The following is a 26,637-nucleotide window of genomic DNA, read 5'->3' as shown; positions in this document are numbered from 1 at the left end:
GGGGCCTATCATGACGAATTCAACGTTAACCATGGATGCAGGTGTTGCCCGCTTAATCCTTAATCGCCCGGACGTTCACAACGCCTTTGATGACCAGCTAATTGCCGAACTGAACGCACACCTCGACAAGCTTCAGCCGCTGATTAAAAGCGGTGAGGTACGCGTGGTGGTGCTGGGCTCTGAAGGCAACAGTTTCTCAGCGGGCGCGGATTTAAACTGGATGAAGCGCATGGTCGATTACGATATTGACGACAATCTGGCCGATTCGCGCAAACTCGCCGCCCTAATGCACAGCCTGGATACGCTGCCCTGCCCCACGCTGTGCCGGGTTCAAGGTGCAGCCTTTGGCGGCGCCGTAGGTTTGGCCGCCTGCTGCGATATCGTTATTGCTTCCGATAAAGCCAGGTTCTGCCTTTCAGAAGTCAAGATTGGCCTCTCGCCTGCAGTTATCAGCCCCTATGTACAGCGTGCACTCGGCGCACGCCAGATGCGCCGCTACGCGTTAAGCGCCGAAGTCATCGACGCGCCCACCGCGCTCAGCCTGGGCCTGGCCCATCAGGTCGTTGAACACAGCGCACTGGATAGCGCGGTAGATGCCATGCTGGAAACGTTGCTCGCTGGTTCACCGCAGGCACAGCAGGCTACCAAAAAGCTGCTCCAAACGGTCAGCCAGTCGCCTGATTCTGACGCCACGCGCGAACAAACCTGCCAGGTAATCGCCAAACTGCGGGTTAGCCAGGAAGGCCAGGAAGGTCTGGCTGGATTTTTTGAAAAGCGTCGCCCCGCTTGGGCTGAAACGCCTCTATCCGGCAATGCCAAGGAGCGCCGCTCATGAGCCATCTAACGTCGTCTGAATCTAACCTGCGTACCACGCCTTTTGACACGCTGCTGATCGCCAACCGGGGTGAAATTGCCTGTCGGGTAATGCGCACCGCACGCCGCATGGGGCTTAAAACCGTTGCCGTGTATTCCGATGCCGACGCCAACGCCCGCCACGTGCGCGAAGCCGATGAAGCCATTCGTATTGGCCCCGCCGCTGCGCGCGAAAGCTATTTGAATATCGAGGCGGTGATTGACGCCGCCAAGCGCACCGGCAGTGGTGCCATTCACCCTGGCTACGGCTTTCTTTCAGAAAACGGCGCCTTTGTAAAAGCGCTCGAAGAAGCGGGTATTACTTTTATCGGGCCACCCGCGTCAGCCATTGCCGCCATGGGGGATAAATCGGCCGCCAAAGCGCGCATGGCTAATGCGGATGTGCCGCTGGTGCCAGGCTACCACGGCGATAACCAGGATGATGACCTCCTCCGGGCCGAGGCCGACAACATCGGTTACCCGGTCATGCTCAAAGCCAGCGCCGGCGGTGGTGGTAAAGGCATGCGCGTGGTCGAAAACAGCGAGGCCTTCCAGGCGGCGCTGGAAGGCTGTCGCCGCGAGTCTAAAGCCGCCTTCGGCGATGATCGCATGTTGATAGAAAAATACCTGGTGCAGCCACGTCATGTGGAAGTACAGGTATTTTGTGATCGCCATGGCCACGGCGTGTACCTGTTCGAGCGCGACTGCAGCGTTCAGCGCCGCCACCAAAAAGTCCTCGAAGAAGCCCCCGCCCCTGGCATGACGCCGGAACTACGCGCAGCGATGGGTAATGCTGCTGTGCGCGCCGCTCAGGAAATTGGCTACGTGGGCGCGGGCACGGTTGAGTTTCTATTGGATGCTTCGCCAGGCCAAGGCGAGGCGTTTTACTTTATGGAGATGAACACCCGCCTGCAGGTCGAGCACCCGGTGACCGAAATGATCACCGGCCAGGACCTGGTCGAATGGCAGTTGCGGGTGGCACTGGGTGAATCGCTGCCTAGCACACAGGAAGATTTAACGATCACCGGGCATAGCTTTGAAGCACGCCTTTATGCCGAAGATCCTGACCAGGACTTTTTACCCGCTACGGGCACGCTTACTCGCTTTGCACTCGATTTAGCGGGCACCGACCTGAAGGCTGAGCAGGTGCGTCTGGATAGCGGTGTGGAAAGCGGTGATACGGTTTCCATGCACTACGACCCCATGCTTGCCAAGCTGATTGTGCATGGCAGTGACCGGGACGCCGCCCTGGCTACGCTTAACCGTGCGCTAGCGGCCCTCGACATACAGGGCGTGGTCACCAACCGGGCTTTTTTGCAGCGCCTAGCGACTCACCCCGCGTTTAAGAACGTAGAGCTGGATACGCGGTTTATCGAGCGCCACGAGGCCACCCTGTTTGCCGCGCATCACTATCAGCCTGAAGAGTATGCCAGCGCCGCGTTACTGACGTTACATCAGCTGGCCCAGGAGTGCGAAAGCAGCTCCCCCTGGGATCGTCATGATGGATTTCGGCTTAACGCGCCGCGCACGGTGCGTATTGCCTTGCATGATCCCAAGCATTCTCAGGCATTGGAGGACGCAAGCCCTCTGGTGGTTGTAGAAGGCAAACGACACCCGGGTGACTCAGAGTGGCACCTAACCATTAATGGCCACGCCGTTAATGGGCAAACCTTTAGCGCCAGCCTTCAACCGCTTACCGGCAATGCCGTGGCGATTACTCTTAACGGACACCGCCGCCGCCTGCAGGCCCAGCGCGATGGCAATGTGTTAATCATGGTCGACCCGCAGGGCGAAACCCGCCTTTATTGGCAGCGCATCGATGCGATTGATCACGGCCAGCATGAAGTGCAGGCAAGCTTTACCGCCCCCATGCATGGCACGGTGGTGGCGCTATTGGTTGAAGCCGGTACGAGCGTTGAAAAAGGCATCCCCCTGATGGTCATGGAAGCCATGAAGATGGAACACACCATGACCGCGCCGACTAACGGCCGCGTGGAAGGTTTCCGCTTTCAGGCAGGCGATACCGTTAGCCAGGGCGATGTATTACTCGATTTCGCCCCTGGCGAATAAGGAGCTTTACCATGGCACTGCGCCCATCCAGCCTACCCCAGCGCGTACGCCTGTTCGAAATGGCCCCCCGAGACGGCCTGCAAAACGAGCCGGGGGCCATGGTGCCTACCGCAACTAAAATCGAGCTGATTGAGCGGCTTGCCAATGCCGGTATCCGCCATATTGAAGCGGCAAGCTTTGTATCGCCCAAATGGGTGCCGCAAATGGGCGATGCGGCCGAGGTCATGCACGGCATTAAGCGCACTCCCGGCGTGGTTTACTCGGCCCTTACCCCTAATCTCAAGGGGCTTGAAAATGCGTTGGCCGCAGGTGTTGATGAAGTCGCGGTATTTGGCGCGGCGTCTGAGGCGTTTTCGCAGAAGAACATCAACTGCTCGATTGCTGAATCCCTAGAGCGCTTCGAGCCTGTACTCAAGCGTGCCCAGGAAGCCAATGTGCATGTGCGTGGCTACGTGTCCTGCGTACTGGGCTGCCCTTATGAAGGCGATATTCCTGCTGAGAAAGTCGCTCAGGTAGCCAAGGCCCTTTATGACATGGGCTGCTATGAAATTTCCCTCGGCGACACCATCGGGGTGGGTACGCCGCTGGCGGCCAAACGAATGATTGAAGCCGTATCCGCGCAGGTGCCGATCGATCAGCTGGCGGCACATTTTCACGACACCTACGGTATGGCTATTGCCAACCTTTACGCGGTGATGGAAGAAGGCATTAGCGTGATTGATGCCTCGACCGGCGGTTTGGGCGGATGCCCTTATGCCAAAGGTGCCTCCGGCAACGTCGCCACCGAAGACGTGCTCTACCTGCTGGAAGGTTTAGGCATTGAAACGGGGATTGATTTGCAGGCCGTGCTGGATACCGGCAACTGGATTACCCAAGCCCTGGGCCGCAAGCCGACCTCAAACGTTGCCCTGGCCAGAGGCGGACACTCAACCTAACGCCAATCAGCGCGGCCTGTTCGATCAGACAATAAAAAATACGGAGAGACATCATGGCGCTACATGACCCCAGCCTATCTACCCAAGCCCTGCCCAGCTATGCCAGCAGTACCGCTGACAAACCGCTGATTGGCATGACTATCGGCGATAAATTTGACCAAATCGCCGCGCAATATCCCGATAACGACGCTCTGATTGTGCTGCACCAGAACATTCATTGGCGATATCGCGAGCTTCACGAAGAGGTGAACCGCTGCGCCCGCGCGTTGCTTGCCATTGGCGTGAAGTGTGGTGATCGGGTCGGTATGTGGGCGCCTAACTGCAGCGAGTGGACATTAACCCAGTTCGCTACCGCCAAAATCGGTGCCATTTTAGTCAACATCAACCCGGCCTACCGCACCCATGAGCTTGAGTACGCGCTCAACCAGTCCGGCGCGCGTTTTTTGGTCAGCGCGGATAGCTTTAAAAACTCTAATTATCGCGACATGCTCTATGAGCTGGCGCCGGAGCTTAAAACCAGTACGGAAGGCGCGCTTAAATCGCTAAAGCTGCCCCAGCTTGAGTGCGTGATTGACTTAAGCGCCGAAAAGCATCCCGGCATGTGGCGCTGGTCAGATTTGATGCTAGAGTCGGCCAAGGTTAGCCAAACCGACGTCAACGACCTGCAAAGCACGCTTCAGTTTGATGACCCGATTAATATTCAATACACCTCGGGCACCACCGGCTTTCCTAAAGGCGCCACGCTTTCTCACCACAATATTCTTAATAACGGCTTTTTTGTGGCTGAAAGCATGGGCTTTACCAGCGAAGATCGTCTGGTCATCCCGGTGCCGCTTTATCACTGCTTTGGCATGGTCATGGGCAATCTGGGCTGTATGACCCATGGCGCGGCGATGATTTATCCCGATGAAGGCTTTGACCCCGGTAAAGTACTCAAAGCCGTACACGAGCAAAAAGCCACTGCGCTTTATGGCGTGCCCACCATGTTTATCGCCGAGCTGGACCACCCCGAGTTTGCCAACACCAACCTCTCTTCACTGCGTACCGGCATCATGGCAGGCTCGATTTGCCCGGCCGAAATCATGAAACAAGTCATCAACAAGATGAACATGAAGGGCGTACAGATCGCCTACGGAATGACGGAAACCAGCCCGGTCTCTACCCAAACGGGTGCGAATGACACTATTGAAAAGCGGGTTTCCACCGTGGGCCGTACCCAGCCACACCTGGAAAGCAAAATCGTTGATCCCGGCAATGGTGCCATCTTACCTCGCGGTGAAATCGGCGAGCTGTGTACCCGGGGCTATAGCGTCATGCTTAAATACTGGAACAACGAGCAAGCTACGCGTGAGGCCATCGACGAATCCGGTTGGATGCATACCGGCGACCTGGCCACCATGGATGAAGAGGGTTATATCCAGATCGTAGGGCGCATTAAAGACATGGTGATTCGCGGGGGCGAGAACGTCTACCCCAAAGAAATCGAAGAGTTTCTGTATACCCACCCAGCGATTTCCGATGTGCAGGTCACCGGCGTGCCCGACAAAAAGTATGGTGAGGAGCTGGTTGCCTGGGTAAAACTCAACACCACGGCGGGAGAGATTAGCGGTGAAGATCTGCGTGAGTTCTGTAAAGGCAAGATCACCCACTTCAAGATCCCCCGCTACTTTAAATTCGTCGATGAATTTCCCATGACCGTGACGGGCAAAATCCAGAAATTCAAAATGCGCGAAATCTCGATTCAGGAATTGGGGTTGGGCGACGAGTCATCATTGTGACAATGTCTTTAGCGGCGCATTATCAGCAAGGGTTACGCGATGCCGAGGTGCTAGCGCAGATTCAACGCTATTACCCTGCGGGGCCTACTCTGCATCAGTTAGCACCGCTGGACCAACTTCATATAGGCGGCGTAACGGCCTCCGCCCGGCTGCTCGCCCTGCTGGACCCAGCCCTTCATCTACGGGTATTGGATATTGGCGCGGGGCTGGGAGGATTAATGCGCCAAGGTTCGGCGTTAGGTTTTCAAATGACCGGCCTGGACATCACCCACCGCTTTAACGCACTTAATAAAACGCTTAGCACACTGGCATCTTCTCAGAGCGCCTCGCTAAATTGGGTAACCGGTGATGCTTGCGCCCTTCCCTTTGCCGATAACAGCTTTGATGCGCTTGTGTTTCAGCACAGCCTGTTGAACATGCCCAACGTTAACGAGGCACTTACCGAGAGCTACCGCGTACTGCGCCCCGGTGGGCAGTTGGTAATGCACGAAGTCGTTAGCGGCCAAAATGCAGAAGCCTTGCGCTACCCTGTTCCCTGGGCGGCAACGCCCGTTCACTCCTGTCTGCTTAGCCATGAAACGCTCATTGAGCAATTAAGCTGCTGTGGTTTTATTGTCGAGCATAACGTTGACTGGAGTGATAGAGCGCTTGAGTGGCGTGAACGCCAGAGAATAAAGGAGCAAACGACCCAGGCATCTGTCTTGTCCCCCCAATGGGTCTTTGGTGAGCGCTTTATGGAAATGGGCAAAAATCTGGTGTTTAACCTCCAAAACCGCGCAATTAATTTGGTAGAAGTTAAAGCCTCTTGCTATGCTGGTTAGGCTTTGTACGAAAACTGCTTGCGCTCGACCATACGGCGTTAAAAATCAGCTCAAAATACTCATTTACTCATGTAAACTCCGTTTTTTCGCTGATTTTTGCCTTGTCTGGCCTTCGCTCAGCGTCTTTTCGTACAAACCCCAAGATAACAATCAAGACCAAGGATGAGGAACATCAATGAAACGCTTGGCTGGGGTACTCCTGTACAGCGTTGTTGGTTCAACCCTACCTTTACTCACCGCTGCCGCCAATGACACGTTGCCGGTGATCGCGTATGCCTCACCCAACAGTGAACTCCTGCAACTGGACAATGGTGTGGTGCTGGAAGGCAGCGACTTAAGCAGCCTGGACACCTACACATCAGGCTTTCGAGTAACCGCTGGTTTTAGCCCTTGGCAACTCCCTCAATTGGACCTTGGCGCTGAAATCGCCTACCGCGAAAGCGAAGAAGTTCCGATTGCCTCCAGCATGTCACCAATGATTATGGATACGCTTAGTTTAGGCGGTGCCATTGTAGCGGGCGTACGTATGGGCGCTTTTAGCATGTACGCTAAATCTGGCCTGACCGAGTGGCGCGGCGACACCCATGAGCTTCAGGGTGCAGACGAAGGCGGCACCGCCTGGCTTCAAGGCTTTGGCGCCACCATGACGCTTAACCAGATGGTCACGCGCTTGGAATATGAGCGCGTAGATGCGCCGACGCTAAGCCATCTCAATCAACTCAGCGCCTCGCTGCATTTGCCGTTTTAGTCGTTACCTCTCAGTACGTTTGCGTTATTAACCTACCGCTGGTCTTCTACAGGTGCTGTCCAAATCGGCACATCCTCACGTTTGGGTTCTTGCCAGTCCTGCTGCATCGCGCTATTAAGTGACTCCTCCAGTTTCATAAATAGCTCACCATAACGCGGGCTAAAGCTGATGCCGCCTTCGATCTCTTTCCAAGCCTCAAACAGTTCGTCTTCATGGGCTTCTTCAACTTGACTTCTTCGCCAACCAATATATTGTACTAGTACGCTAGTACGGCATTCAACCATTGGTGCGCGCATGTCTATATCCAGTTCTACCGATGATGTTTACCAAACTGAATTGATTAATTTCCTTGTGGCCATTCATAGCTCTGAGGCCATGAATGAAGCACTTGAAAGCCTTCTGACGCCTGCAGAGTACCAGGAAATCAGCAAACGCCTGCAGATTTTTAATTTACTGCGTGATGGCGTACCACACCGCAAAATTGCTGAATTGCTGGGAGTCGGCATTGCGACGGTTTCTCGCGGCTCGCGCGCGCTAGGCACTTCTCACTCATTACTGGATCGCTGAATCATGACTATCCACGCTCAATCAGATGCTGGCCCGCGTCCGTTTACTCTGTCGCGTAAGCCCCACTACGTCACGCTTGCCGCAGACTGTGACTTTTTTGGCCTATTCAAAAAAATAGAGAAGCAGTTCGATACCTGTTACATGCTTGAATCGCTGGGTGAAGACAGCCACATCGCCCGTCATTCAATCATTGGATTTGATCCTGAATATACCATTTACGCGAATGGCCAAACGCTGACCATCGAGGATCGTGCAGGCAAGGCCGAGCACTACCCAAGCGATAATCCTTATGAATTACTGCGCAGCCTGATCCCGCAAAATATTATTTCGCGAAAATATGCCGGTGGGCTAAGCGGCTATTTAGGCTACGATGCGATGCAGTACTTTGAGCCTACGCTTTCTTTAAAAGCCAATGATGACTTCGATACGTTTCGCTTTGGGCTTTATAAAGATGGGCTTATCCTCGATAAGATGACCGGCGAGGTAACCTACTTCTATTACGACCATAGCCGCTCTGATTTCCTGCAAACGCTTATCGACGCTGAGGATATCGAGAGCGACGACCTGAAAATTACCGCGCTTGGCGACACCATGAGCCAAGCAGAACACGCCGCAGCGGTCGCCAAGGTCAAGCAGGATATTATCGACGGCAAGGTATTCCAGTGTGAAGTCGGGTTTAAAAAGCGCTTTCGTATCGAGGGCGATACGGTCGCTCTGTACGACCAGCTGCGCACGATTAACCCTTCTCCTCAGATGTACTACATGAAGTTTGGTGATCAGAAGCTGATCGGTGCAAGTCCCGAGCTTCTCTTCCGCTTGCGCCAGGGTGAAATGGAAACTTTCCCGCTGGCAGGCACCACCACCCGAGGCCAAACGCCCCAGGAAGATACTCAGCTGGCCCGTACCCTGCTTAACGATCCTAAAGAGATTGCCGAGCACAATATGATCGTTGATCTACATCGCAATGATATTGGCCGGGTTGCCCAGTTTGGCACCGTAAAAGTGCGCAGCCTGATGGACATTAAGCGCTTTAGCCATGTTCAGCATATTTCCAGCGAAATCGTCGGCATTATTGCCGAGGGCGAAGACATGTTTAGCGCCTTGGCCAGCAACTTCCCTGCGGGCACGCTTACCGGTGCGCCCAAAATTGAAGCCATGAAAATTATCGATGACCTGGAAAACGATGGCCGGGGCCCTTACGGCGGCGCGGTTGGCCAGTTTTCGTTTAACGGTGACTGCACTTTTGCGATCCCGATTCGCACCGTGTTTGTCAACGGCGAGCGGGCCTATGTGCAGACCTGTGGTGGCAACGTGTTTGATAGTAACGCCGCCGATGAGTATGAAGAAATACGCCGTAAATTTGCCGGCACGCGTAAAGCCTTAGCCCCCTTTATGGATTCGGAGAGCCTGGCATGAAAGTGTTAATCATCGATAACTACGATTCGTTCACCTACAACCTGTACCAATTTATTGGCGAGATTCTCACCACAGAAAAAAACCGTGGCGCGGTGAATAACTTTGAGATCGTGGTAAAGCGTAACGACCAGGTTCAATTTACCGATATTGTGGCAATGGCGCCGGACCGTATTATTATTTCGCCGGGGCCTGGCTCGCCAGACGACCCACGCTACTTCGGCGTCTGCGCAGAGGTCATCAAAGAGCTGGGGAAGACCACACCGCTGTTAGGTGTCTGCCTCGGGATGCAGGGAATTGTTCATGTGTTTGGCGGCCAAGTGGTGAAAGCACCGCTCCCCATGCACGGCAAGATCAGTCCCGTTACGCATACTCAGCAGTCGGTATTTAAAGGCGTGCCGGACCAGCTTGAGGTGATGCGCTACCACTCGCTAATTGCTGATGCAGGCTCGCTACCCGAGTGCCTGGAAGTGACCGCTGCGGTGGGTAGCCTGAAGGCGGCCCACTTTGAACAGCGAGAGCACTGGGAAGCCGCTGGGGAGTTCGAGCTGATGGGCGTCAAGCACCGCGACTATCCGATCCACGGCATTCAGTTTCACCCCGAATCCTTTGCCACCGAAGGGGGTAAAGAGCTGATTGCCAACTTCTTGCTGGCATAATTCATTTTAAAATACGTCACAAAAAAAGCGGGAGGCCGTTTAATGACGTCTCCCGCTTTTTAATGTTGGCGAGTGGTTTAACGCCCCTTACCTTCATCGCCTAATGTAAACGAGGGCGGATCACTGGCTGGAAAGGTGTCATCAACCGTGTCGTCCACCCCTCCTTCCGTCCAATCGCCATTGACGTTATCAGCCGAGTAAACCGTGTAATTTTCAGCCAGTGTCCATTGACCATCACACTCTTTCAGGTCATGCCGTTCGACCCAGATACGGCTTCCCCCTGCCTTGAGTATCTCAACTTTTGTTTCAGCACTGTCATCTGAAACCGTGCCTAGCGCACTACCGTCCTGGGTATAAACGGTGGCATCTTGAAGATTATGCTCTGCCATCATAAGGTCCTCCAATGATATCCAAGTATCAATACCTTAGTTGGCACTTTCACGAAGGGACAAGGTATTTTCAGCAACTTTACCTTATCGCAATTTTTTTGATTCCCAAGTCTCATGAGCTTATTTTGAATGTTTCTTGGCTACCTCATGCAAGCGCTTAAAAAGCCTAGCGTTTCGTTTTGGGGCGCGGCGCTTTTCCTCGCGCGGCTGGTTTACCTGCCCCGGGCTGCCCTTTACCGAAAGACTTACTACTACGCTTGCCTTGGGCTGCAGGCTTGCCCCCTGCTGCGGTTTTTGCGTTAGGGTGAGCTTTGGAAGTACCGGGCTTGCCCTTGGTGTTTGAGCGCGTTTTACTGCCCGCCGCTTTGCCAGCGCTATCGGATTTTGCCCCCGTTCCCGGTTTTCCCTTACGTGGACGTTGCCCAGTAGGTGCCCGAGGCTTGGCTTTCGGCTTAGCCGGTTTCGGAGGCGCTGCACTACCGTCAGCGCTCTCCGTCAGGGCAATGATGGTCTCCACCTCTTTGGGCGTTAAATCACGCCAGTCACCCAGTGCCAATCCCTTCAAAGACACATTCATGATCCGCGTGCGTATTAATTGGGTAACGTCATAACCGAAGTATTCGCACATCCGGCGTATCTGGCGATTTAACCCCTGCACTAGCGTGACAGTAAACACAAAAGTGGACACTTTCTTCACCTGGCACTTCTTGGTGACCTGGCCAAGAATCGGCACACCCTTTTGCATCCCCTCAACAAATTCCTCCGTAATCGGCTTGTTAACCGTTACCTGGTACTCTTTTTCGTGATTGTTGTTGGCACGGAGAATTTTATTAACCAGATCCCCGTTATTGGTTAAAAAGATCAGCCCTTGGGAGTCTTTATCCAGCCGACCAATGGGGAAAATACGTGCCCCATGCTTTACAAACTCAACAATATTGTCCTTTTCACTCGATTCAGTCGTGCTCACAATACCGACAGGCTTATTGAGCGCAATCAGAATAAAGTCCTCTTCCTCCTGGGGCTCAATTTCCTGACCATTCACCTTTACACGATCACCAGCCATTACCTGGTCACCGGTTGTCGCACGACGGCCATTGATCCAGACATTGCCCTGCTCTACATAGCGGTCTGCCTCACGGCGCGAGCAAAGGCCGCTTTCACTAATATACTTATTGATTCGAGTCGATTTTCGTAATGACATAACACGCCGTAAGGCTAAAAGTGGATAAAAGCGCCGCTAGAAAGAGGAGCCAGGCTGTTCTAGAAAGGCGATTTCTTCATCGCTGGACGTTCTCCCCAATAGCATATTGCGATGAGGGTAACGACCAAAGCGGTCAATAATCGCCTTATGACGAACTTCAAAATCAAGGTTGTTTTCAAGCCCAGGCTGGTCGAACAGCACCATTGCCTGGGCATGAATCGTTTTCGATTCACTATGCATATAGGGCATATATAAAAAGCTGCGCTCTTCAGGCGTTAACGCCATGTCGGCACCTGCTGCCACGGCTTCCTGGGCGAGAGCAAGCGCGAGTGCATCAAACGCAAACGCGCGGGCATTATCGCGGTACATATTGCGCGAAAACTGATCAAGCACAATAATTTCGGCCAGACGCCCCTGCGGTGTATCCCGCCATGTATAACATTCGCACTGGGCAACATGGCCGTGCAGCTCTCCAAAACGCGCCATGATAGCGGCGTCCATCTCGGCGTCTTTCTTAAACCACTGCGCCGGGGTTAGTTCATTAAACCAGAACTGCAACACCGCTTGAGCATCCAAATTCATTGCCGCCTCCTGAGAACATACATAAATGCCGCCAGCCGTACTGGCGGTATACGCACTTCTAATGTTGCCGCTAATTAACCCGTATTGCGCAGCCCCGCCGAGATACCTGCCATGGTCACCATTAACGCCCGGGAAAGGTCGCCGCTGATTGCACCATCGGCGTCGCGGTTACGTTGTAAAAGCTCAGCCTGCAACCCGTGCAGCGGGTCAATGTAGGGGTTACGCACGTCAATGGCCTGGCGGATCAGTGGCGTTTTCTCAAGCAACTCATCCTGCTCGAGTATTTCCAGCACCACGTTTTCCAACCGCTCAAAACGCTCGCGAAGCTTTTTGCCCAGGGCTTTTAAGGATGGCTCATCCACTAGCCGGTGCTCATAGTAAGCCGCAATGGCCACATCGGCTTTGGCCAGTAACATTTCCAACATATCCAGATAAGTGCCAAAAAATGGCCATTGATCGCGCATGTCCTGGAGCAGCTCGCGTCCTCCGGGCTCTTCCAGGCGCTGCAGGAACGCTTCGCCACTGCCTAGCCATGCGGGCAGCATTAGGCGAATTTGGGTCCAGGCGAAAATCCACGGAATCGCACGCAGCGTTTCAACGCCACCGTCCTGGCGCCGCTTGGTGGGGCGTGACCCCAGCGGCAACCTACCGAGTGCCCCTTCTGGCGTTACCGCACGGAAGTAAGGCACAAAGTCAGGGTCCTCGCGCACCACGCCCACATAACCGACGTGCGCAATGTGGGCGAGTTTATCCATCTCTTCGCGCCAGCGGGGGTCAGGCGCCGGTGGCGGTAGCAAGGTGGCTTCAAGCACCGCGCAAGCGTAAATCTCCATTGACCGCAGCGCGATATCCGGCTGGCCAAACTTGAAGCGAATCATTTCTCCCTGCTCTGTCACCCGCAAACTGCCGTTTACCGAGCCCGGCGGCTGCGACAAGATCGCTGCGTGAGCGGGGCCGCCCCCACGGCCGACGGTGCCGCCGCGGCCGTGGAACAGGGTCAGGTCAACACCGTGTTTTTCACACACATTCACCAGCGCTTCCTGAGCCCGATACTGCGCCCAAGCCGCCGCCAGTTGCCCGGCATCCTTGGCAGAGTCGGAGTAGCCGATCATGATTTCTTGACGGTCATTAATCAGTGCTCGGTAACCAGGCAGCGACAGGAGCTGTTCGATAACCGCACCCGCGTGATCCAGGTCGTTGAGGGTTTCAAACAGGGGTGCAATGGGCAGCGTGACTTGGCCACCCACCTCTTTCATTAACAGCGCAACGGTCAACACATCTGACGGTTCGCCAGCCATGGAAATAATGTAGGTACCCAGTGCCTCTGAATGCTCCTGGGCGATGACCTTAAAGGTATCCAGCACTTCACGACACTCGGCAGAACACTCCCAACGGCGTGGGATCAGGGGTCGGCTAGACGCCAGCTCTTCCAGTAGGAATGCCTGGCGCTGAGCTTCGTTCCACTCCTGGTAGTGTCCCAGGTCTAATGTGCTGGTGAGTTCTTCGATCACTTGGGCGTGGCGGCTGGCTTCTTGACGTAAATCCAGCTTGGTCAGTGTGACTCCAAACACGGCGACACGGCGCAGCGTATCGAGCAAGGCGCCATTGGCAATGGTGTCCAAACCCACATCGCATAAAGAGCGGTAGCAGGCCAGCAGCGGCGCATAAAGTTGGTCGCGGGTTTCAATAATCGGCCCGCCGTCGTAATTGCGGCCATCCAGCTTCGCCTTGGCCCAGTCCCGGGTTGTTTCCACCTTGGCTAAAAGGCGTTTAAGCAGTTCACGATACGGCTCGGCGACATCGCCCACTTCTGCTTTTAGTGCGCTATTGGCCTTCCACATGGAAAGCTCGGTTTTAAGCTGTTCCAGGTCGCGCAGGTAAAGGTCTGCGGCCATCCAGCGCCCCAGAAGAAGCACTTCACGAGTTACCCGCGAGGTAACATTAGGGTTGCCGTCCCGGTCGCCCCCCATCCATGAAGCATAGCGAATGGGTGCGGCATCCAGCGGAAGGCGCTCACCGGCAGTATCCAGCAGTAAATTATCCAGATCACGATGGAAGTCAGGCACGGCTTGCCATAGCGAGTTCTCGATAACCGCAAACCCCCATTTGGCTTCATCAACCGGGGTTGGCCGCTCATGGCGAATTTCATCGGTATGCCATGCCTGGCTAATCAATTCTTCTAACCGCCCGTGAGCGCGCTTACCGCGCTCTGGATAGTCGCCAGAACCTTCGATGGCGGTTAGGCACTCATCAATTGCGTCGTATTTTTGGATTAGCGTACGGCGAATAACTTCTGTCGGATGGGCAGTAAGCACCAGCTCCACCCGCATATTGGCGAGTGTTTCGACCAGCTTACGCGGTGAATTACCCGCCAGTTGGGCCCGTTCAAGCAGTCCGTTGAGGGTCGGCTGGGTGCCGGGTTTGTAGTCTTCTACACGGCGAAAACGTGCGCGATAGTGCTGCTCGGCAATATTGGCAAGATTCAAGAACTGGTTAAAAGCACGCGTAACAGGTAGCAGGTCACGCTCAGGTAACTGGCGTAAATACTCAATAAGTGCGCGCTGCTGGAGTGAGTCACCTTGACGACCTTGCTTGGCATGCGCTCGGATCGTCTCAATTTTATCTACAAATGCCTGTCCCAGGTCGTCCGCTATGGTGCGTCCCAGGCTATCTCCTAAAATGCGTACGTTATCGCGCAGCGATTCGTGCAGGTCGTGACTCATTGGCAAGGCCTCCTAGCGGGGTCGCGTCATTATTAATGATCAATTTATGCTTTATTCTTGATGTTTAGCCGCCTGCCAGTGAGCTTCCATCTCGTCCAGCGAGGCTTCCGTTATCGGCCGATGGGCCGCGTTTAAGGCATGCTCAACATAGCGAAAACGGCGTTCAAATTTACGATTGGTACCGCGCAAGCACTGTTCAGGATCAGCACCTAGGCTGCGGGCTAAATTGGTTACCGCAAACAATAAATCACCGACTTCTTCCTGAGCATGGCGTGTATCTCCTGTCGCCAGTGCTTCTTCTACCTCATCCAGCTCTTCACGGATTTTATCCAGAACGCCCTGCGTATCGGGCCAATCAAAACCTGCCCGGGCCGCGCGCTTTGAAAGCTTGTTCGCACGGCTTAACGCGGGCAACGTACAAGGTACGTCATCAAGTACCGAAGGCGCCTCAATGACACGTTGGGCGCGCTCTTCCGCCTTAAGTGACTCCCAGCGCTGATTAATCTGTTGGGTCTGTAGCGCTTCAGCGCTAACACCTGGCGGCCTACGCGAGCCAAGCGTACCCTCCGGAAACACATGCGGGTGCCTGCGCAGCATTTTAGCCGTCAACGTATGTACGATATCGTGAAAATCAAAGCGCTGCTCTTCTGCACCAAACTGAGCGTAATAGATGACTTGAAAGAGTAAATCGCCAAGCTCCCCCGGCAGCTCATCAAAGGCGCGCCGCTCAATGGCATCGGCAACCTCGTAGGCTTCTTCCAGCGTATGGGGAACGATACTGTCCCAGCCTTGCTTAATATCCCACGGGCACCCTTGCTCGGGGTCGCGCAGTACCTGCATTAATGTCAGCAGGTCATCCAGATCATAGCGCATCAAGCCGCTCCATATTAGGCACCTTTTTCAGGGTCTGCGTTTCGCAGGCGGCGCACTTCGGTCACATTGGGCAGTTGCTGAATACGTGAGAAGAGCCGCCCCAAAGATTCAAGTCCATCCACTTCTAACGTAATCCTCAGGCGAGCGATGCCTTCGTTGGTATCCGTTAGCGTATTCACCGCCAGCACATTGACTTTCTCATTGCCTAGAAGGCCCGTCACATCGCGCAGTAGGCCCGAGCGGTCCCAGGCCTGGATTTCGATAGTGACCGGATAACGCGTATGGGCGCGCTCGCCCCACTCTACTTCGATGATACGTTGGGGCTCTTCCATACGCAGTTGGAGGATATTGTTGCAGTCCTGACGGTGTACGGTAACCCCTCGCCCTTGGGTGATAAACCCCACAATCGGCTCGCCCGGAACGGGGCGGCAGCAGTTAGCCATGCTGGTTTTAAGATTGCCCACGCCAAGTACGGTAATGTCACTTTTAGAGGGTTTGCTCGGCTGCTTGCGCGGTTTGGCAAGTAAACGTTCCAGCTGTTCCTGATCGTCAGTCTCGCCAAATAACTGCTGGGCCTGGTGTAGTACCTGCCCAATACGCAGGTCGCCTGCCCCGATAGCGGCATACATATCATCAGCGTTTTGATAATTAACCGCGTCGGCCAATTTGGGGAGATCCAACTGGTCGACATCAAGACGGCGCATTTCTCGCTCAAAAAGTACCCGGCCCTCTTCCAGGTTTTGGCCTCTGGCCTGATGCTTAAACCATGCCTGAATTTTGGCGCGCGCTCGTGACGTGCGCACATAGCCAAGATTAGGATTAAGCCAGTCGCGGCTTGGCCCGGCTTTGGTGGCGGTAAGAATTTCCACCTGCTGGCCCGTTTTAAGCTCATAGGTCAGCGGAACAATGCGCCCGTTAATTTTGGCGCCCCGGCAGCGGTGGCCAATTTCGGTATGAACCCGATACGCAAAATCAATCGGGGTGGCAATACGCGGCAAGTCGATCACATGACCGTCAGGCGTAAAGACATAGTTGCGGTCGGGGGCCACGTCACTTGAAAGCCCTTCGCGCAGATCACCAAAATCACCCACTTCGTCCTGCCACTCAAGCACTTGACGCAGCCAGGCAATTTTTTCTTCGTAGCTACGGCTTTTCGCGTTGGTGTCGTGCCCTTTATAGCGCCAGTGGGCACATACCCCGAGTTCTGCGTCGTCATGCATGGCGAACGTGCGGATTTGAATTTCGAGGACTTTGTTCTCAGGCCCGACCACTGCGGTATGAAGCGATTGATAGCCGTTCTTTTTAGGGTTGGCGATATAGTCGTCAAATTCGTCTGGAACATGGTGCCAACGCGAATGCACAATTCCTAATACGGTGTAGCAGTCGGCGACTTCTGGCACCAAAATACGCACCGCACGAACGTCGTGTACGTCAGAAAAATCGATCCCTTTGCGCTTCATTTTACGCCAGATCGAGTAAATATGTTTGGCTCGGCCACTCACGTCATGATGGGTAATATGCTGAGCTTCCATCAACGTTTTAATCGTTTCGACCACGTCGTGGATATAGTGCTCTCTATCCAGGCGCTTCTCAGCAAGCAGCTTGGCGATCGCCTTGTACTCATCTTCGTGTAAATAGCGAAACGACAGGTCTTCAAGTTCCCACTTGATTTGCCCCACCCCTAAGCGATGCGCGAGAGGCGCATAAATGTCGGCGACTTCGCGGGCTACCTGCAGACATTTTTCAAGCGGAGCATCCTTGACCTGACGTAGCGCACAGGTGCGCTCGGCGATTTTAATAAGCGCAACGCGAACATCGCTCACCATGTTGACCAGCATTTTACGCAGGTTTTCCTGCTGGTTATGCTGGGCCATACCGTGGTTGGGCGCGAGTGGATAGCTGATGGCGGCCATTTGCAGGACGCCATCAATTAACCTGGCAACTTCACTGCCAAACCGCTTGGAGACGGCCTCCAGACTCAACAGACCTTCGCGCACGGCGCGATAGAGCACTGCCGCTTCCAGGGTCGCCTGGTCAAGCGTTAGGTCTGCCAAAATGTCTGCCATTTCAAGCCCCATACGAAAGCTTGAACCAGGAGATAACCATTCACGATGAGTACGAGGCGCCTCACGTTCGAGTTGCTCTGCCAGTTCGCAGGCTTCAATAAGGCGCTCAGGATCACTTAGACGCACATCTTCTTGCAGGCGCGTTAACCATTGTTGTATGTCTACCCTGCCGCTATCCATTAGCGGCTGGTCTTCACGCACTTTCACCATGACACTTACTCATCCCTTCAGGGTATTCATCTTGACGGCGAATACCGTGGCTTGATGCGATAGGCGGACTAGCCTTCGTACTCGAAAAGCATAAGCGATTCCATATGTGCAGTGTGCAGGAACATATCCGCCACTGCTACTTGCTTAATACGATAGCCTGCACGAACCAGATGCGCCGCATCACGGGCAAGCGTTGCCGGGTCACACGACACATACGCAAGCCTAGGCACGGGGTAACGGCCCAGTGCCTTGCACACTGTTTCTGCACCGTTACGCGGTGGGTCCAGCACCAGTGCGTCCAAGTGCTGCTGAGTTTTCAACAAGGCTTCAACCGCTGCGCTATCGCTTAAATCAGCCTGTTGAGCACTTACCTCTAGCCGGTTACGCGCTGCATTGCTGCTGATGCGCGCCACCATTGAAGCGCTGCCTTCAACGGCATGTACCCTGGCACCGCTCGAGGCGATGGGCAGGCTAAAGTTACCCATTCCGGCAAACAGGTCCATAACATGCTGGCCAGGCGCAGGAGCCAGCCATTTCACCACATGCGCCACCATTTGCTGGTTGACGTCAGCATTGACCTGTAAAAAATCACCGGGAGCAAAGGCGAGCGTGAGCGGTGGTTGGCCTTCTATCTGCAGGGTCTCTTCCAGCACCGGTTCAGCGCTGTACCAGTGTAGACTGGCAGACTCGCGGCCCAGCCACGCGCCAAGCGCAACCCCTTGCTGCCTGGCAAACGCCTGCCAGCGCTCGGCATCCAGCGCATGTGCTTTCAACTGGCGGACCAACAGCACACATTCCGACGCAGTCGCCAATAGCTCGATGTGGCCCACCAGACGCGGCGCCTCAAGCGTTGCTAACAAGGCCCTCAAGGGAGGCAAAAGCGCTTGCAAGGGCTCCACCAATACGTGGCACTGATGAATATCGACTAACCGATGACTATGGGCTGCGCGAAACCCCAGCAACACGTTACCCTGCCCATCTATTTTGACGCCGAGTCGCGCCCGGCGGCGATAGTGCTCTGTACTGCCATGAAGCAGATGGGGAGTGCCAAGCTCAATACCCTGACGAGCAAACAGCTCGCACAGTACGTCTTGTTTATGCGTGCGCTGTGCCTCAATCGCCATATGTTGCAATTGGCAACCACCGCACTGGCCAAAATAAACGCAGGGGGGCTCAACGCGCTGTTGCGAACGGTGCAGCAGCGCTTTTACATGCGCTTCATCAAAGCGTTTGCGGTTGACATGCACGGCAGCGTCAACACGCTCGCCGGGAAGCGCCCGGTCAATAAACACGGTTTTACCTGTGGCGTCATGCGCAACTCCCCGGCCATCATGCGCCAATCGCTCAACCACCAGCGCATCAATAGTATCAGAAGCGCTTGTTGACTTAGCAGCGGGCTTGCGTACCAGCCCTGACTTGCCTGATGCAGCGCGCGATGGGCGCCGCTTACCCAGCATGGCCATTTATAGCTCCGGGCCGAATAGGCCCATTGAGAGGTAACGATCCCCCCGATCACACACAACAAACACGATGACCGCGTTTTCGACCTGTTCCGCAATACGCAACGCACCCGCCAGGCTGCCGCCCGATGAAACACCCGCTAGAATGCCCTCTTCACGGGCCAAACGGCGCATGTTGCTTTCAGCCTCTTGCTGGCTAATATCCAGCGTAATATCTACCCGCGGAGCTTCAAAAATCTCGGGCAGGTACGCCTGCGGCCAACGGCGAATACCGGGAATGCTGGCGCCATCGGAGGGCTGCAAGCCGACAATCTGAATAGCGTCGTTCTGCTCTTTAAGGTAGCGAGATACGCCCATGATAGTGCCGGTGGTGCCCATGGAGCTTACAAAATGGGTAACCTCCCCCTGGGTTTGCTGCCATATTTCAGGCCCCGTTGTACGGTAGTGCGCCAAGGGATTGTCCGGATTGGAAAACTGGTTCAGCGGCTTGCCTTCGCCCCGTTCAATCATGGCATCGGCAATATCCCGGGCCTCCTCCATACCACCGGCCTTACTGGCAGAAATCAGCGTGGCGCCGTAAGCCACCATGGCCTGCTTACGCTCCTCGGAGGCATTTTCAGGCATCACCAGGACCATGGTGTAGCCTTTGATAGCCGCCGCCATGGCGAGCGCAATACCGGTATTTCCCGAGGTTGCCTCGATCAGGGTATCGCCTGGCTTTATTTCTCCACGCGCTTCCGCTTCATTCAACATCGAAAGCGCGGGACGATCCTTTACCGAACCAGCGGGATTGTTGCCTTCAAGCTTCGCCAACAGCGTATTGTTGCGCCCAGCAGTGATCCGCTTCAAACGCACCAAGGGAGTGTTGCCAACCACATCCTCTAGCATGGGATAATTCATCACACGTTCCTTATCATTACCGTTATGCTGCATTATATCGGTGCTGTCGTACGCTGGACAGGCAACCACATTGAATCAACGAGTTTCTTCCATGTCTTTAAACACGCGTTTGCTGTTCGCGCTACTTGGCTTTCCGCTTCTGGTGTACGCCATGATGGCTATTTTGCTCATGGTGCAAAGTGATACGGCTGAACGTGCGGCGCTTCACGAGCGACTTAAAGATGCCGGTGAGCTATTAACCCCCAGTTTCCAGCTTGCCATGGCAGACGCAGACTTTCAGCGTATGGAAAGGCTTTCTCGACGGCTGTTGGACCGCTATGGGCTTAGTTCTGTCAGCCTCTTCGATGAGCAAGGTAACCGTTTGTTCGTGTTAGGCCGCTCCACCCCGCCTCAGCTACGTTTAACAGCGCCCAGCGCTCCCCTGATAGAAGAAGAAGAGCATATTTGGCGACTTCTAGTCCCTCTTGATAGCGTGCTCCCCAACATAAACCCGACCGGGGTGGGCTGGCTTGAAGCCGAGGCAAACGCCCGCCCTTTGACGCTTGAACGCTACAAACTGTTGGCCAGTTTAAGCCTGGGCGGCATGCTATTAGGGCTACTGCTGTTTCTGGGTGCCTTTGCTGTCAGTCGGTATATTTCCCGGCCTATTGAGGAAGCTAACCAGGCCTTATATCGCTTATCTCGTGGCGACTATCGGCTGCAATTAACGCCTGCACGGCCAAGCGAACTTCGCCAACTAGCCGTTCATGTGAATAGCCTGGCTGAGCACTTTCAGCAGTCGCAGCGCGATATGCAAACCCAGATTGAGCAGGCGACCAGCGAATTGCAGGAATCAATGGAAACCATTGAAGAGCAAAATATCAAGCTCGACCTGGCCCACCGCAGCGCGCTCCGTGCGAATGCCGTTAAATCCGAATTTTTAGCCAATATGAGCCATGAGATACGCACGCCACTCAATGGCATTATCGGTTTTTGCCGGTTACTGAGCCGCTCCAGGTTGGATAACCGCCAACAGGGGTGGCTAGAGCACGTTCACCGTGCCTGCGACAACCTGCTAATGCTCGTCAATGACGTGCTCGATTTTTCCAAGCTTGAAGCAAATCGCCTCACACTTGAAGAAGTCGACATTGATATTGTATCGCTTTTGGATGAAGTAATTGGCCTGCATGCGCCTGAGGCGCAACGTAAACATCTGCACCTGGTGGCAATGATTTACGATGATGTGCCTACGCCGCTTAGCGGCGACCCGCTGCGTATTCATCAGGTGCTTAGTAACTTGGTCGGCAATGCACTCAAGTTTACCCACGAAGGCGACGTTATTGTTCGTGTGATGCTCGACACCCAGGAAGGCCAGCACGTGGTACTGCGTATCAGTGTTAGTGACACCGGCATTGGTTTGAGCGAAGAGCATCAAAAACAGCTTTTTAGCGCTTTTTCCCAGGCAAAACCCAGCCATTCACGCCAATTTGGCGGTAGCGGGCTGGGCTTATCGATTTGCCGCCAGTTGATTGAGCGAATGGGCGGCACTATCAGCGTGGAAAGCGAGGTAGGCCACGGCTCAACGTTCTCCTTTACCCTTCCACTTTTGGCTAACCAAAGCGGCGAACGCCCCGCAGAGCTTACTCTGAAAAGCCCGGTCGTACGTCTTTATGAAACCCATACGCCTACTCGCAATACGCTTGAGTACTTGCTAGAGCGCTGGGGGGCTATTCCCGTCGCCTTTACCGCTAATGAGCCCGAAGACCTACTGATGTTATGCCTGGATCAAGACGAGTTCGAAATAGAGAGGAGAGACTACTGGCGAGATTTGATTGAGCAAGCCGCCTGCCCCGTATTGATTCTGGCAAACACCACCAGCTATGACTTACCGCCTTGGGAGCTTCCTCATGGCGGGGAAATGCTCTGCAAACCTTTCACTCGCGCTCAGCTGGTCACGACATTGCGCCATTTACTGCAGCCTGCAGATAAAGAAATAGCGTCCGCTCAATCAAAAGCGCCTCCGCCTACGGACCCTTCCGTCATTGATATTTTGATTGTTGACGACAATGCCTCCAACCGTGAACTGCTTAAGGCGCTGCTTGAAACGGATCAACTGCGTATTACGCTTGCCGATAGCGGGCATGAAGCGCTTGCCTTGGCAGTTAATTACACGGCTGACATGGTGCTAATGGATATTCGTATGCCGGGTATGGACGGCGTTGAAACCAGTCAGGCACTGCGCCGTATCAATAATCACTGGTCACGCTGCCCTATTATTGCGGTAACCGCTCATGCTTTAAGCAGTGAACGTCAGCAGTGGCTGGCGGCTGGGTTGGATGATGTACTGATAAAACCTGTTGATGAGGCGCAGCTACAACAGCTGTTGCTGCGTTTTTTGGCCGTCCCCCCTTCTCTGCCTACCGTGACATCAACGGCAGCCTTGCAACGAAAAGGCACTACTGAATTTGCCAGTGAAGCACTCGCGGCCGTCGATTTAACCATGGGCACACAGCTTGCGGGCGGCAAAGAGAGCGTTGCCTATGCACAGCTTATACGCCTGATTGACAGCCTGGATGAAACAGAAACGCAAATGCGTGCCGCCTATGCCCAGAAAAACCTGGCGATGCTACTTGACTGGGTGCATGGGCTCAATGGAGCAAGCCGTTACTGCGGCGCACCTGAGCTAGCCCTATTGGTAGAAACCCTTGAGACGCGGTTACGCACCAGCGGGCTCAGTCATGTGGAGAGCCTCCTGGAAGCGTTGTACACCGCAATGGCACGCTTGCGTACTCATCGAAGCAGGCTGGCCGATGGGTCTAACGCTCCAGAATGACAAAGGCAACCGCGTACTCCGCTTCATCACTTAGCGTGATATGGCTGGTCGTCGCGCCGGATGCCTGCATTAACCGCTTGGCCTCATGGCTCAACTGCAAAAAGGGCTTCCCCAAGGGGTCATTAACCACTTGGATGTCCCCCCACTGCATGCCGCCTCGAAGGCCAAGCCCTAGTGCTTTTACAAACGCTTCTTTAGCGGCAAACCTTTTCGCCAAGTAAGCCACCGGTTCGCCTTTTTGCTGCCATATCGCGTATTCGTCAGTTCCCAAAATACGCTGAGCAAAACGTGGCCCATGACGCTCAACTGCCCGGGTAAAACGCGCTACCCGGGCAATATCGGAACCAATCCCCACAATCATCTGTTAGTGACCACAGCAGTCATGATGACCATGCGTATGCTCATCTGCATGCTCATGGCTATGTTCATGATCGTGAGCATCTAAAGCCGCCATCAACCCCGCTTCCTGGCCTGCAATAATAAGCCGCTTCATTTCCTGAACAGCCTCTTTGAGGCCAACAAACAGCGCGCGGGCAATAATGGCGTGCCCGATATTCAGCTCATTCACCCCAGGCAGTGCGGCTATCGCTTCTGCATTATGGTAATGAAGGCCATGCCCAGCGTTAACCACCAGCCCCAGGGAAACGGCCTGAGTCGCTGCTGCGGTTAAGCGCTGATACTCAGCATTTGCGGCGTCACTCCCCAGCTTCTCTTCTGCATAAGCACCGGTATGCAGTTCAATCGTTGGGGCACCAGCGCGATGAGCCGCATCAATTTGCGCTTCATCAGGATCAATAAACAGCGATACGTCGCAGCCTGCGTTTTTCAGCCGCTCACACGCTTTGGCAACCGCATCAAAACTACCGACCACATCCAGACCGCCCTCTGTGGTAAGTTCTTCGCGCTTCTCAGGTACCAGGCATACGTGTGCAGGGCGCACCTCTTCAGCCAACGCGAGCATCTCTTCGGTCACTGCCATCTCTAAATTCATACGGGTATTCAACACGTCCGCCAACAGCCTGACATCGCGAAGCTGTATATGGCGGCGGTCTTCGCGTAAATGCACCGTAATGCCATCTGCGCCCGCTTCTTCAGCCAACAAAGCAGCCTGTACCGGGTCCGGGTAGCGGGTACCACGTGCCTGACGCAGCGTGGCGACATGGTCGATATTAACGCCCAGTAGAATACGCGGAGGATGCATAACTATCTCCATTCCAAAAAAGTCATAAGCATGAACTATGGCTGACGCCGGCGGGCCAGTGCCATCATTAGCTCCCGAGAGCGCAGCGCAGCAGACCCCAAATGCGGTGCTAGTGCCGCCCGCATGACTGACTTAAGAACGCTTGCTAGCCCCGCATGTTGCCAGTCACCCTGCTCAATATAACGCAATGCACGCCCTTCAAGCCCCTGCTCTGCGGGAAGAAAAGCACGGCTTTGTGCATCAAACCGATAGCGGGCTTGCGGGTCCAGCACATTATTATCTGGCGTACAAAAACGCGGGGTAGCTTCAAGCGCATCCAACAACGCCCACTCATACCGCCGCAAGGCAAGAGCGCGCCTGGAAGGCATTGGCAGCGCTTCAAGCAGCGCCGTATAGAAGGCAAAAACATCGGGCGCAGCGAGTTCCAGGGGCAGCAGCCGGGTGGCGATTTCATTCGCGTAAAGACCGCATAGGAGCCCCTCACCTGCCAGTAATGCCGTTTGTCCACGCGACTCCATCAAGGTGAGGCGTTTTAAATCGCGTTCGCCGCGCCAGCTAACAAACAGCGGCGTAAACGGCTGTAGTCGTTGACGCGACTTGGACCCCGGCCGCTGCCCTCCGTGGGCAACGGCGCGGATACGGCCATTATTAAGCGTCAGTAAATCGACTAACGCGCTGGTTTCACGGTAGGGTTTACGATGCAGTAAAAAAGCGGGTTCCGCTGACATTGCGACACTCAATCGAGGTCGTAACCCAGGCTTTTCAGGGCACGCTCGTCATCGGACCAACCGCGCTTCACCTTGACCCACATATTAAGCATGACCTTGGTACCCAGCACGCGCTCCATATCCAGGCGCGCCTCGCGGCCGATGCTCTTGATCCGGTCACCGTTTTCGCCGATCAGGATGACTTTCTGCCCTTGGCGTTCCACCAGAATCAGCGCGCTGATATGCGTGACGCGCCCGGCTTCGCGGAACTCTTCAATCTCAACGGTCATCTGGTAGGGCAACTCGTCACCCAGCTGACGCATGACTTTTTCACGCACCAGCTCAGCGGCCATAAAGCGCAGGCTCTTGTCGGTAATCTGGTCTTCCGGAAAGAAGTGCACGCTTTCTGGCAGATGTTTAGCCACTTCCTCTTCCAGCGTTTCTACCTGGGTGCCGTGCTTGGCTGAAATAGGTACAACGGCTGCAAACTCACGCCGCGCGCCCACTTCAGCAAGCCAGGGTAGTAAATCGCCCTTATCCTGTAGACGATCCACCTTATTGACGGCCAGAATAACCGGTGCCTTAACATGCTCAAGACGCTTGAGCACGGCCTGGTCTTCGTCAGTCCAGCGGGTGCGATCAATAATAAAGACCACACAGTCAACATCACGAAGTGCTTGGGTAGCCGCCTGATTCATAAAACGGTTGATGGCTTTATTACGGTCTTTGGACATGATGTGCATGCCCGGTGTATCCACGTAAATAAACTGCGTATCTTCAACCGTTTTAATACCCATTACCTGATGGCGCGTGGTTTGCGGACGCCGCGAGGTAATTGAGATTTTTTGCCCCAGAATACGATTCATGAGGGTTGATTTGCCTACGTTAGGCCGTCCAACAATGGCCACAAAGCCGCAGGATTGGCTCATGATTTGTCTCCTGGTTTTTTCTCAAGGTACGAAAGCGCTTCTTCTGCCGCTTGCTGTTCAGCATGGCGGCGACTAGGGCCTTTACCGGTGGTATGCTTGCTTAGTAGCTCAATGTAGCACTCCACGGTAAAGGTCTGGGCATGCGCCTCGCCCTTTACAGAGACCACTTCATAGCGCGGCAGCGCTGACTGACGCGACTGCAAAAACTCTTGTAAGCGTGTTTTAGGGTCTTTCTGGGTATCTTGTAACGAGATATTCTCTAGACGCTCGGCGTACCAGGAAAGCACGCGCTCCCGGACAACGTCCATACCGGCGTCCAGGTAAATGGCACCAATTATCGCTTCAACCGCATCGGCGAGAATCGACTCACGGCGATGCCCTCCGCTTTTCATTTCCCCCGACCCCAAGCGCAAGCATTCTCCAAAGGTCATTTCACGGGCGAGCTCAGCAAGTGTTTGGCCTTTCACCAAACGCGCGCGAAGGCGCGATAACTGCCCTTCCCGCGCTTGAGGGAAACGTTGAAACAAGGCTTCTGCGATAACGAAATTAACAATTGAATCACCCAGAAACTCCAGGCGCTCATTGTTACGACCACCGTAGCTTCGGTGCGTCATGGCCAGTTCCAAGAGCGTCTCATCGCCAAAGGTATGGCCGATTCGTCGGCAAAAAGCGTTTAAAGGATTACTCACAAGGCTCCTACGTCATTGACGTTAACTATTAGTGACATGACTAACCAAGGCT

24 protein-coding genes are annotated in these 26,637 nt (G+C 54.6%); 10 read left to right on the top strand and 14 right to left on the bottom strand.

Annotation, left to right across the window (positions count from 1 at the left end):
* Positions 1–10 precede the first annotated feature (10 nt).
* The 6 genes from ACT3T7_RS03965 (at position 11) to ACT3T7_RS03940 (ending at position 7,204) form a co-directional block, all read left to right on the top strand.
* A complete protein-coding gene (locus ACT3T7_RS03965) occupies positions 11–835 on the top strand; it encodes an enoyl-CoA hydratase/isomerase family protein (RefSeq protein ID WP_444630144.1) in 825 nt (274 codons plus the stop codon).
* Positions 832–2,922 carry an acetyl/propionyl/methylcrotonyl-CoA carboxylase subunit alpha gene (locus ACT3T7_RS03960; protein WP_444630143.1) on the top strand — a complete coding sequence of 697 codons (2,091 nt, stop codon included), beginning with the start codon at positions 832–834 and terminating at the stop codon, positions 2,920–2,922. The genes ACT3T7_RS03965 and ACT3T7_RS03960 overlap by 4 nt, the downstream gene beginning before the upstream one ends.
* 11 nt (positions 2,923–2,933) lie before the next feature.
* On the top strand, positions 2,934–3,857 hold the full coding sequence (locus ACT3T7_RS03955; protein WP_444630142.1) for a hydroxymethylglutaryl-CoA lyase: 924 nt from the start codon (positions 2,934–2,936) through the stop codon (positions 3,855–3,857).
* A 53-nt stretch (positions 3,858–3,910) separates the two neighbouring features.
* Entirely contained in the window at positions 3,911–5,635 is a 1,725-nt protein-coding gene (locus tag ACT3T7_RS03950; protein WP_444630141.1) for an AMP-binding protein, read from the top strand.
* Positions 5,636–5,637: 2 nt separating this feature from the next.
* The gene (locus ACT3T7_RS03945; protein WP_172116758.1) at positions 5,638–6,456 is read left to right on the top strand and encodes a class I SAM-dependent methyltransferase; all 819 of its coding nucleotides are present in this window, start codon (positions 5,638–5,640) and stop codon (positions 6,454–6,456) included.
* 175 nt (positions 6,457–6,631) lie between these two features.
* Positions 6,632–7,204: a hypothetical protein gene (locus ACT3T7_RS03940; RefSeq protein WP_172116423.1), complete on the top strand. Its 573-nt coding sequence runs from the start codon at positions 6,632–6,634 to the stop codon at positions 7,202–7,204.
* 32 nt (positions 7,205–7,236) lie between these two features.
* On the opposite strand, the gene ACT3T7_RS03935 is transcribed toward ACT3T7_RS03940, so the two are convergent.
* Positions 7,237–7,500: a hypothetical protein gene (locus ACT3T7_RS03935; RefSeq protein WP_253926943.1), complete on the bottom strand. Its 264-nt coding sequence runs from the start codon at positions 7,498–7,500 to the stop codon at positions 7,237–7,239.
* On the opposite strand from ACT3T7_RS03935, the gene ACT3T7_RS03930 reads away from it, so the two are divergent.
* From ACT3T7_RS03930 to ACT3T7_RS03920, 3 genes are read left to right on the top strand one after another with little or no spacing between them, the layout of a single operon-like run.
* Entirely contained in the window at positions 7,499–7,771 is a 273-nt protein-coding gene (locus ACT3T7_RS03930; RefSeq protein ID WP_172116422.1) for a Trp family transcriptional regulator, read from the top strand. The two genes, ACT3T7_RS03935 and ACT3T7_RS03930, sit on opposite strands and share 2 nt — an antisense overlap.
* A 3-nt stretch (positions 7,772–7,774) precedes the next feature.
* Entirely contained in the window at positions 7,775–9,187 is a 1,413-nt protein-coding gene (locus ACT3T7_RS03925) for an anthranilate synthase component I family protein (protein ID WP_444630140.1), read from the top strand.
* Positions 9,184–9,843, top strand: a complete 660-nt coding sequence (locus ACT3T7_RS03920; RefSeq protein ID WP_444630139.1) for an anthranilate synthase component II — start codon at positions 9,184–9,186, stop codon at positions 9,841–9,843. Before ACT3T7_RS03925 ends, ACT3T7_RS03920 begins: the two co-directional genes overlap by 4 nt.
* Before the next feature lie 77 nt (positions 9,844–9,920).
* On the opposite strand, the gene ACT3T7_RS03915 is transcribed toward ACT3T7_RS03920, so the two are convergent.
* From ACT3T7_RS03915 to cysM, 8 genes are all read right to left on the bottom strand, one after another.
* The gene (locus tag ACT3T7_RS03915; protein ID WP_172116419.1) at positions 9,921–10,235 is read right to left on the bottom strand and encodes a hypothetical protein; all 315 of its coding nucleotides are present in this window, start codon (positions 10,233–10,235) and stop codon (positions 9,921–9,923) included.
* Positions 10,236–10,398: 163 nt separating this feature from the next.
* Positions 10,399–11,433 (bottom strand): 23S rRNA pseudouridine(2604) synthase RluF, encoded by a 1,035-nt coding sequence (gene rluF / locus ACT3T7_RS03910; RefSeq protein ID WP_444630138.1) that lies wholly within the window; start codon positions 11,431–11,433, stop codon positions 10,399–10,401.
* A gap of 36 nt (positions 11,434–11,469) precedes the next feature.
* Positions 11,470–12,015: a DUF924 family protein gene (locus ACT3T7_RS03905; RefSeq protein WP_444630137.1), complete on the bottom strand. Its 546-nt coding sequence runs from the start codon at positions 12,013–12,015 to the stop codon at positions 11,470–11,472.
* 74 nt (positions 12,016–12,089) lie between these two features.
* Positions 12,090–14,738: a phosphoenolpyruvate carboxylase gene (gene ppc, locus ACT3T7_RS03900; RefSeq protein ID WP_444630136.1), complete on the bottom strand. Its 2,649-nt coding sequence runs from the start codon at positions 14,736–14,738 to the stop codon at positions 12,090–12,092.
* Positions 14,739–14,789: 51 nt separating this feature from the next.
* Positions 14,790–15,611, bottom strand: a complete 822-nt coding sequence (mazG, locus tag ACT3T7_RS03895; RefSeq protein WP_172116415.1) for a nucleoside triphosphate pyrophosphohydrolase — start codon at positions 15,609–15,611, stop codon at positions 14,790–14,792.
* Positions 15,612–15,625: 14 nt separating this feature from the next.
* Complete coding sequence (gene relA, locus ACT3T7_RS03890; protein WP_444630135.1) at positions 15,626–17,887, bottom strand: GTP diphosphokinase; 2,262 nt, start codon at positions 17,885–17,887, stop codon at positions 15,626–15,628.
* 68 nt (positions 17,888–17,955) lie between these two features.
* On the bottom strand, positions 17,956–19,350 hold the full coding sequence (gene rlmD / locus ACT3T7_RS03885; RefSeq protein ID WP_444630134.1) for a 23S rRNA (uracil(1939)-C(5))-methyltransferase RlmD: 1,395 nt from the start codon (positions 19,348–19,350) through the stop codon (positions 17,956–17,958).
* Positions 19,351–20,247, bottom strand: coding sequence for a cysteine synthase CysM (cysM, locus tag ACT3T7_RS03880; protein ID WP_172116412.1), 897 nt, complete (start codon positions 20,245–20,247; stop codon positions 19,351–19,353). It lies immediately after the preceding gene.
* A gap of 91 nt (positions 20,248–20,338) precedes the next feature.
* Here cysM and ACT3T7_RS03875 point away from each other — a divergent pair, with 91 nt between their 5' ends.
* Positions 20,339–23,059 (top strand): ATP-binding protein, encoded by a 2,721-nt coding sequence (locus ACT3T7_RS03875; RefSeq protein ID WP_444630133.1) that lies wholly within the window; start codon positions 20,339–20,341, stop codon positions 23,057–23,059.
* On the opposite strand, the gene acpS is transcribed toward ACT3T7_RS03875, so the two are convergent.
* The 5 genes from acpS to rnc are packed head-to-tail and all read right to left on the bottom strand — an operon-like array spanning position 23,043 to position 26,585.
* On the bottom strand, positions 23,043–23,420 hold the full coding sequence (gene acpS, locus ACT3T7_RS03870) for a holo-ACP synthase (RefSeq protein ID WP_193053713.1): 378 nt from the start codon (positions 23,418–23,420) through the stop codon (positions 23,043–23,045). The two genes, ACT3T7_RS03875 and acpS, sit on opposite strands and share 17 nt — an antisense overlap.
* Positions 23,421–23,423: 3 nt before the next feature.
* A complete protein-coding gene (gene pdxJ / locus ACT3T7_RS03865) occupies positions 23,424–24,260 on the bottom strand; it encodes a pyridoxine 5'-phosphate synthase (protein ID WP_444630132.1) in 837 nt (278 codons plus the stop codon).
* A gap of 35 nt (positions 24,261–24,295) precedes the next feature.
* Positions 24,296–24,988 carry a DNA repair protein RecO gene (gene recO, locus ACT3T7_RS03860; protein ID WP_444627300.1) on the bottom strand — a complete coding sequence of 231 codons (693 nt, stop codon included), beginning with the start codon at positions 24,986–24,988 and terminating at the stop codon, positions 24,296–24,298.
* Between the two features lie 8 nt (positions 24,989–24,996).
* Positions 24,997–25,896, bottom strand: a complete 900-nt coding sequence (gene era / locus ACT3T7_RS03855; protein ID WP_172116407.1) for a GTPase Era — start codon at positions 25,894–25,896, stop codon at positions 24,997–24,999.
* The gene (gene rnc, locus ACT3T7_RS03850; RefSeq protein WP_087109215.1) at positions 25,893–26,585 is read right to left on the bottom strand and encodes a ribonuclease III; all 693 of its coding nucleotides are present in this window, start codon (positions 26,583–26,585) and stop codon (positions 25,893–25,895) included. The genes era and rnc overlap by 4 nt, the downstream gene beginning before the upstream one ends.
* Positions 26,586–26,637 lie beyond the last annotated feature (52 nt).

It is taken from the genome of Halomonas sp. 111 (assembly GCF_052379685.1).
GTDB classification, from domain to species: domain Bacteria; phylum Pseudomonadota; class Gammaproteobacteria; order Pseudomonadales; family Halomonadaceae; genus Vreelandella; species Vreelandella citrativorans.
The sequence above is the reverse complement of the archived record's forward strand: the minus strand, read 5'-3'. Positions and strand labels throughout refer to the sequence as shown.

Bases quoted from the DNA above. Each gene is read 5' to 3' on its own strand.
- ACT3T7_RS03925 (WP_444630140.1), top strand. From the start codon at position 7,775: ATGACTATCCACGCTCAATCAGATGCTGGCCCGCGTCCGTTTACTCTG.
- mazG (WP_172116415.1), bottom strand. From the start codon at position 15,611: ATGCGCTATGATCTGGATGACCTGCTGACATTAATGCAGGTACTGCGC.
- ACT3T7_RS03875 (WP_444630133.1), top strand. From the start codon at position 20,339: ATGTCTTTAAACACGCGTTTGCTGTTCGCGCTACTTGGCTTTCCGCTT.
- era (WP_172116407.1), bottom strand. From the start codon at position 25,896: ATGAGCCAATCCTGCGGCTTTGTGGCCATTGTTGGACGGCCTAACGTA.
- ACT3T7_RS03920 (WP_444630139.1), top strand. From the start codon at position 9,184: ATGAAAGTGTTAATCATCGATAACTACGATTCGTTCACCTACAACCTG.
- ACT3T7_RS03915 (WP_172116419.1), bottom strand. From the start codon at position 10,235: ATGATGGCAGAGCATAATCTTCAAGATGCCACCGTTTATACCCAGGAC.
- ACT3T7_RS03965 (WP_444630144.1), top strand. From the start codon at position 11: ATGACGAATTCAACGTTAACCATGGATGCAGGTGTTGCCCGCTTAATC.
- rlmD (WP_444630134.1), bottom strand. From the start codon at position 19,350: ATGGCCATGCTGGGTAAGCGGCGCCCATCGCGCGCTGCATCAGGCAAG.
- relA (WP_444630135.1), bottom strand. From the start codon at position 17,887: ATGGTGAAAGTGCGTGAAGACCAGCCGCTAATGGATAGCGGCAGGGTA.
- ppc (WP_444630136.1), bottom strand. From the start codon at position 14,738: ATGAGTCACGACCTGCACGAATCGCTGCGCGATAACGTACGCATTTTA.
- ACT3T7_RS03955 (WP_444630142.1), top strand. From the start codon at position 2,934: ATGGCACTGCGCCCATCCAGCCTACCCCAGCGCGTACGCCTGTTCGAA.
- ACT3T7_RS03905 (WP_444630137.1), bottom strand. From the start codon at position 12,015: ATGAATTTGGATGCTCAAGCGGTGTTGCAGTTCTGGTTTAATGAACTA.
- ACT3T7_RS03935 (WP_253926943.1), bottom strand. From the start codon at position 7,500: ATGCGCGCACCAATGGTTGAATGCCGTACTAGCGTACTAGTACAATAT.
- acpS (WP_193053713.1), bottom strand. From the start codon at position 23,420: ATGATTGTGGGGATTGGTTCCGATATTGCCCGGGTAGCGCGTTTTACC.
- rluF (WP_444630138.1), bottom strand. From the start codon at position 11,433: ATGTCATTACGAAAATCGACTCGAATCAATAAGTATATTAGTGAAAGC.
- cysM (WP_172116412.1), bottom strand. From the start codon at position 20,247: ATGAATTATCCCATGCTAGAGGATGTGGTTGGCAACACTCCCTTGGTG.
- ACT3T7_RS03940 (WP_172116423.1), top strand. From the start codon at position 6,632: ATGAAACGCTTGGCTGGGGTACTCCTGTACAGCGTTGTTGGTTCAACC.
- recO (WP_444627300.1), bottom strand. From the start codon at position 24,988: ATGTCAGCGGAACCCGCTTTTTTACTGCATCGTAAACCCTACCGTGAA.
- ACT3T7_RS03945 (WP_172116758.1), top strand. From the start codon at position 5,638: ATGTCTTTAGCGGCGCATTATCAGCAAGGGTTACGCGATGCCGAGGTG.
- ACT3T7_RS03930 (WP_172116422.1), top strand. From the start codon at position 7,499: ATGTCTATATCCAGTTCTACCGATGATGTTTACCAAACTGAATTGATT.
- ACT3T7_RS03950 (WP_444630141.1), top strand. From the start codon at position 3,911: ATGGCGCTACATGACCCCAGCCTATCTACCCAAGCCCTGCCCAGCTAT.
- pdxJ (WP_444630132.1), bottom strand. From the start codon at position 24,260: ATGCATCCTCCGCGTATTCTACTGGGCGTTAATATCGACCATGTCGCC.
- ACT3T7_RS03960 (WP_444630143.1), top strand. From the start codon at position 832: ATGAGCCATCTAACGTCGTCTGAATCTAACCTGCGTACCACGCCTTTT.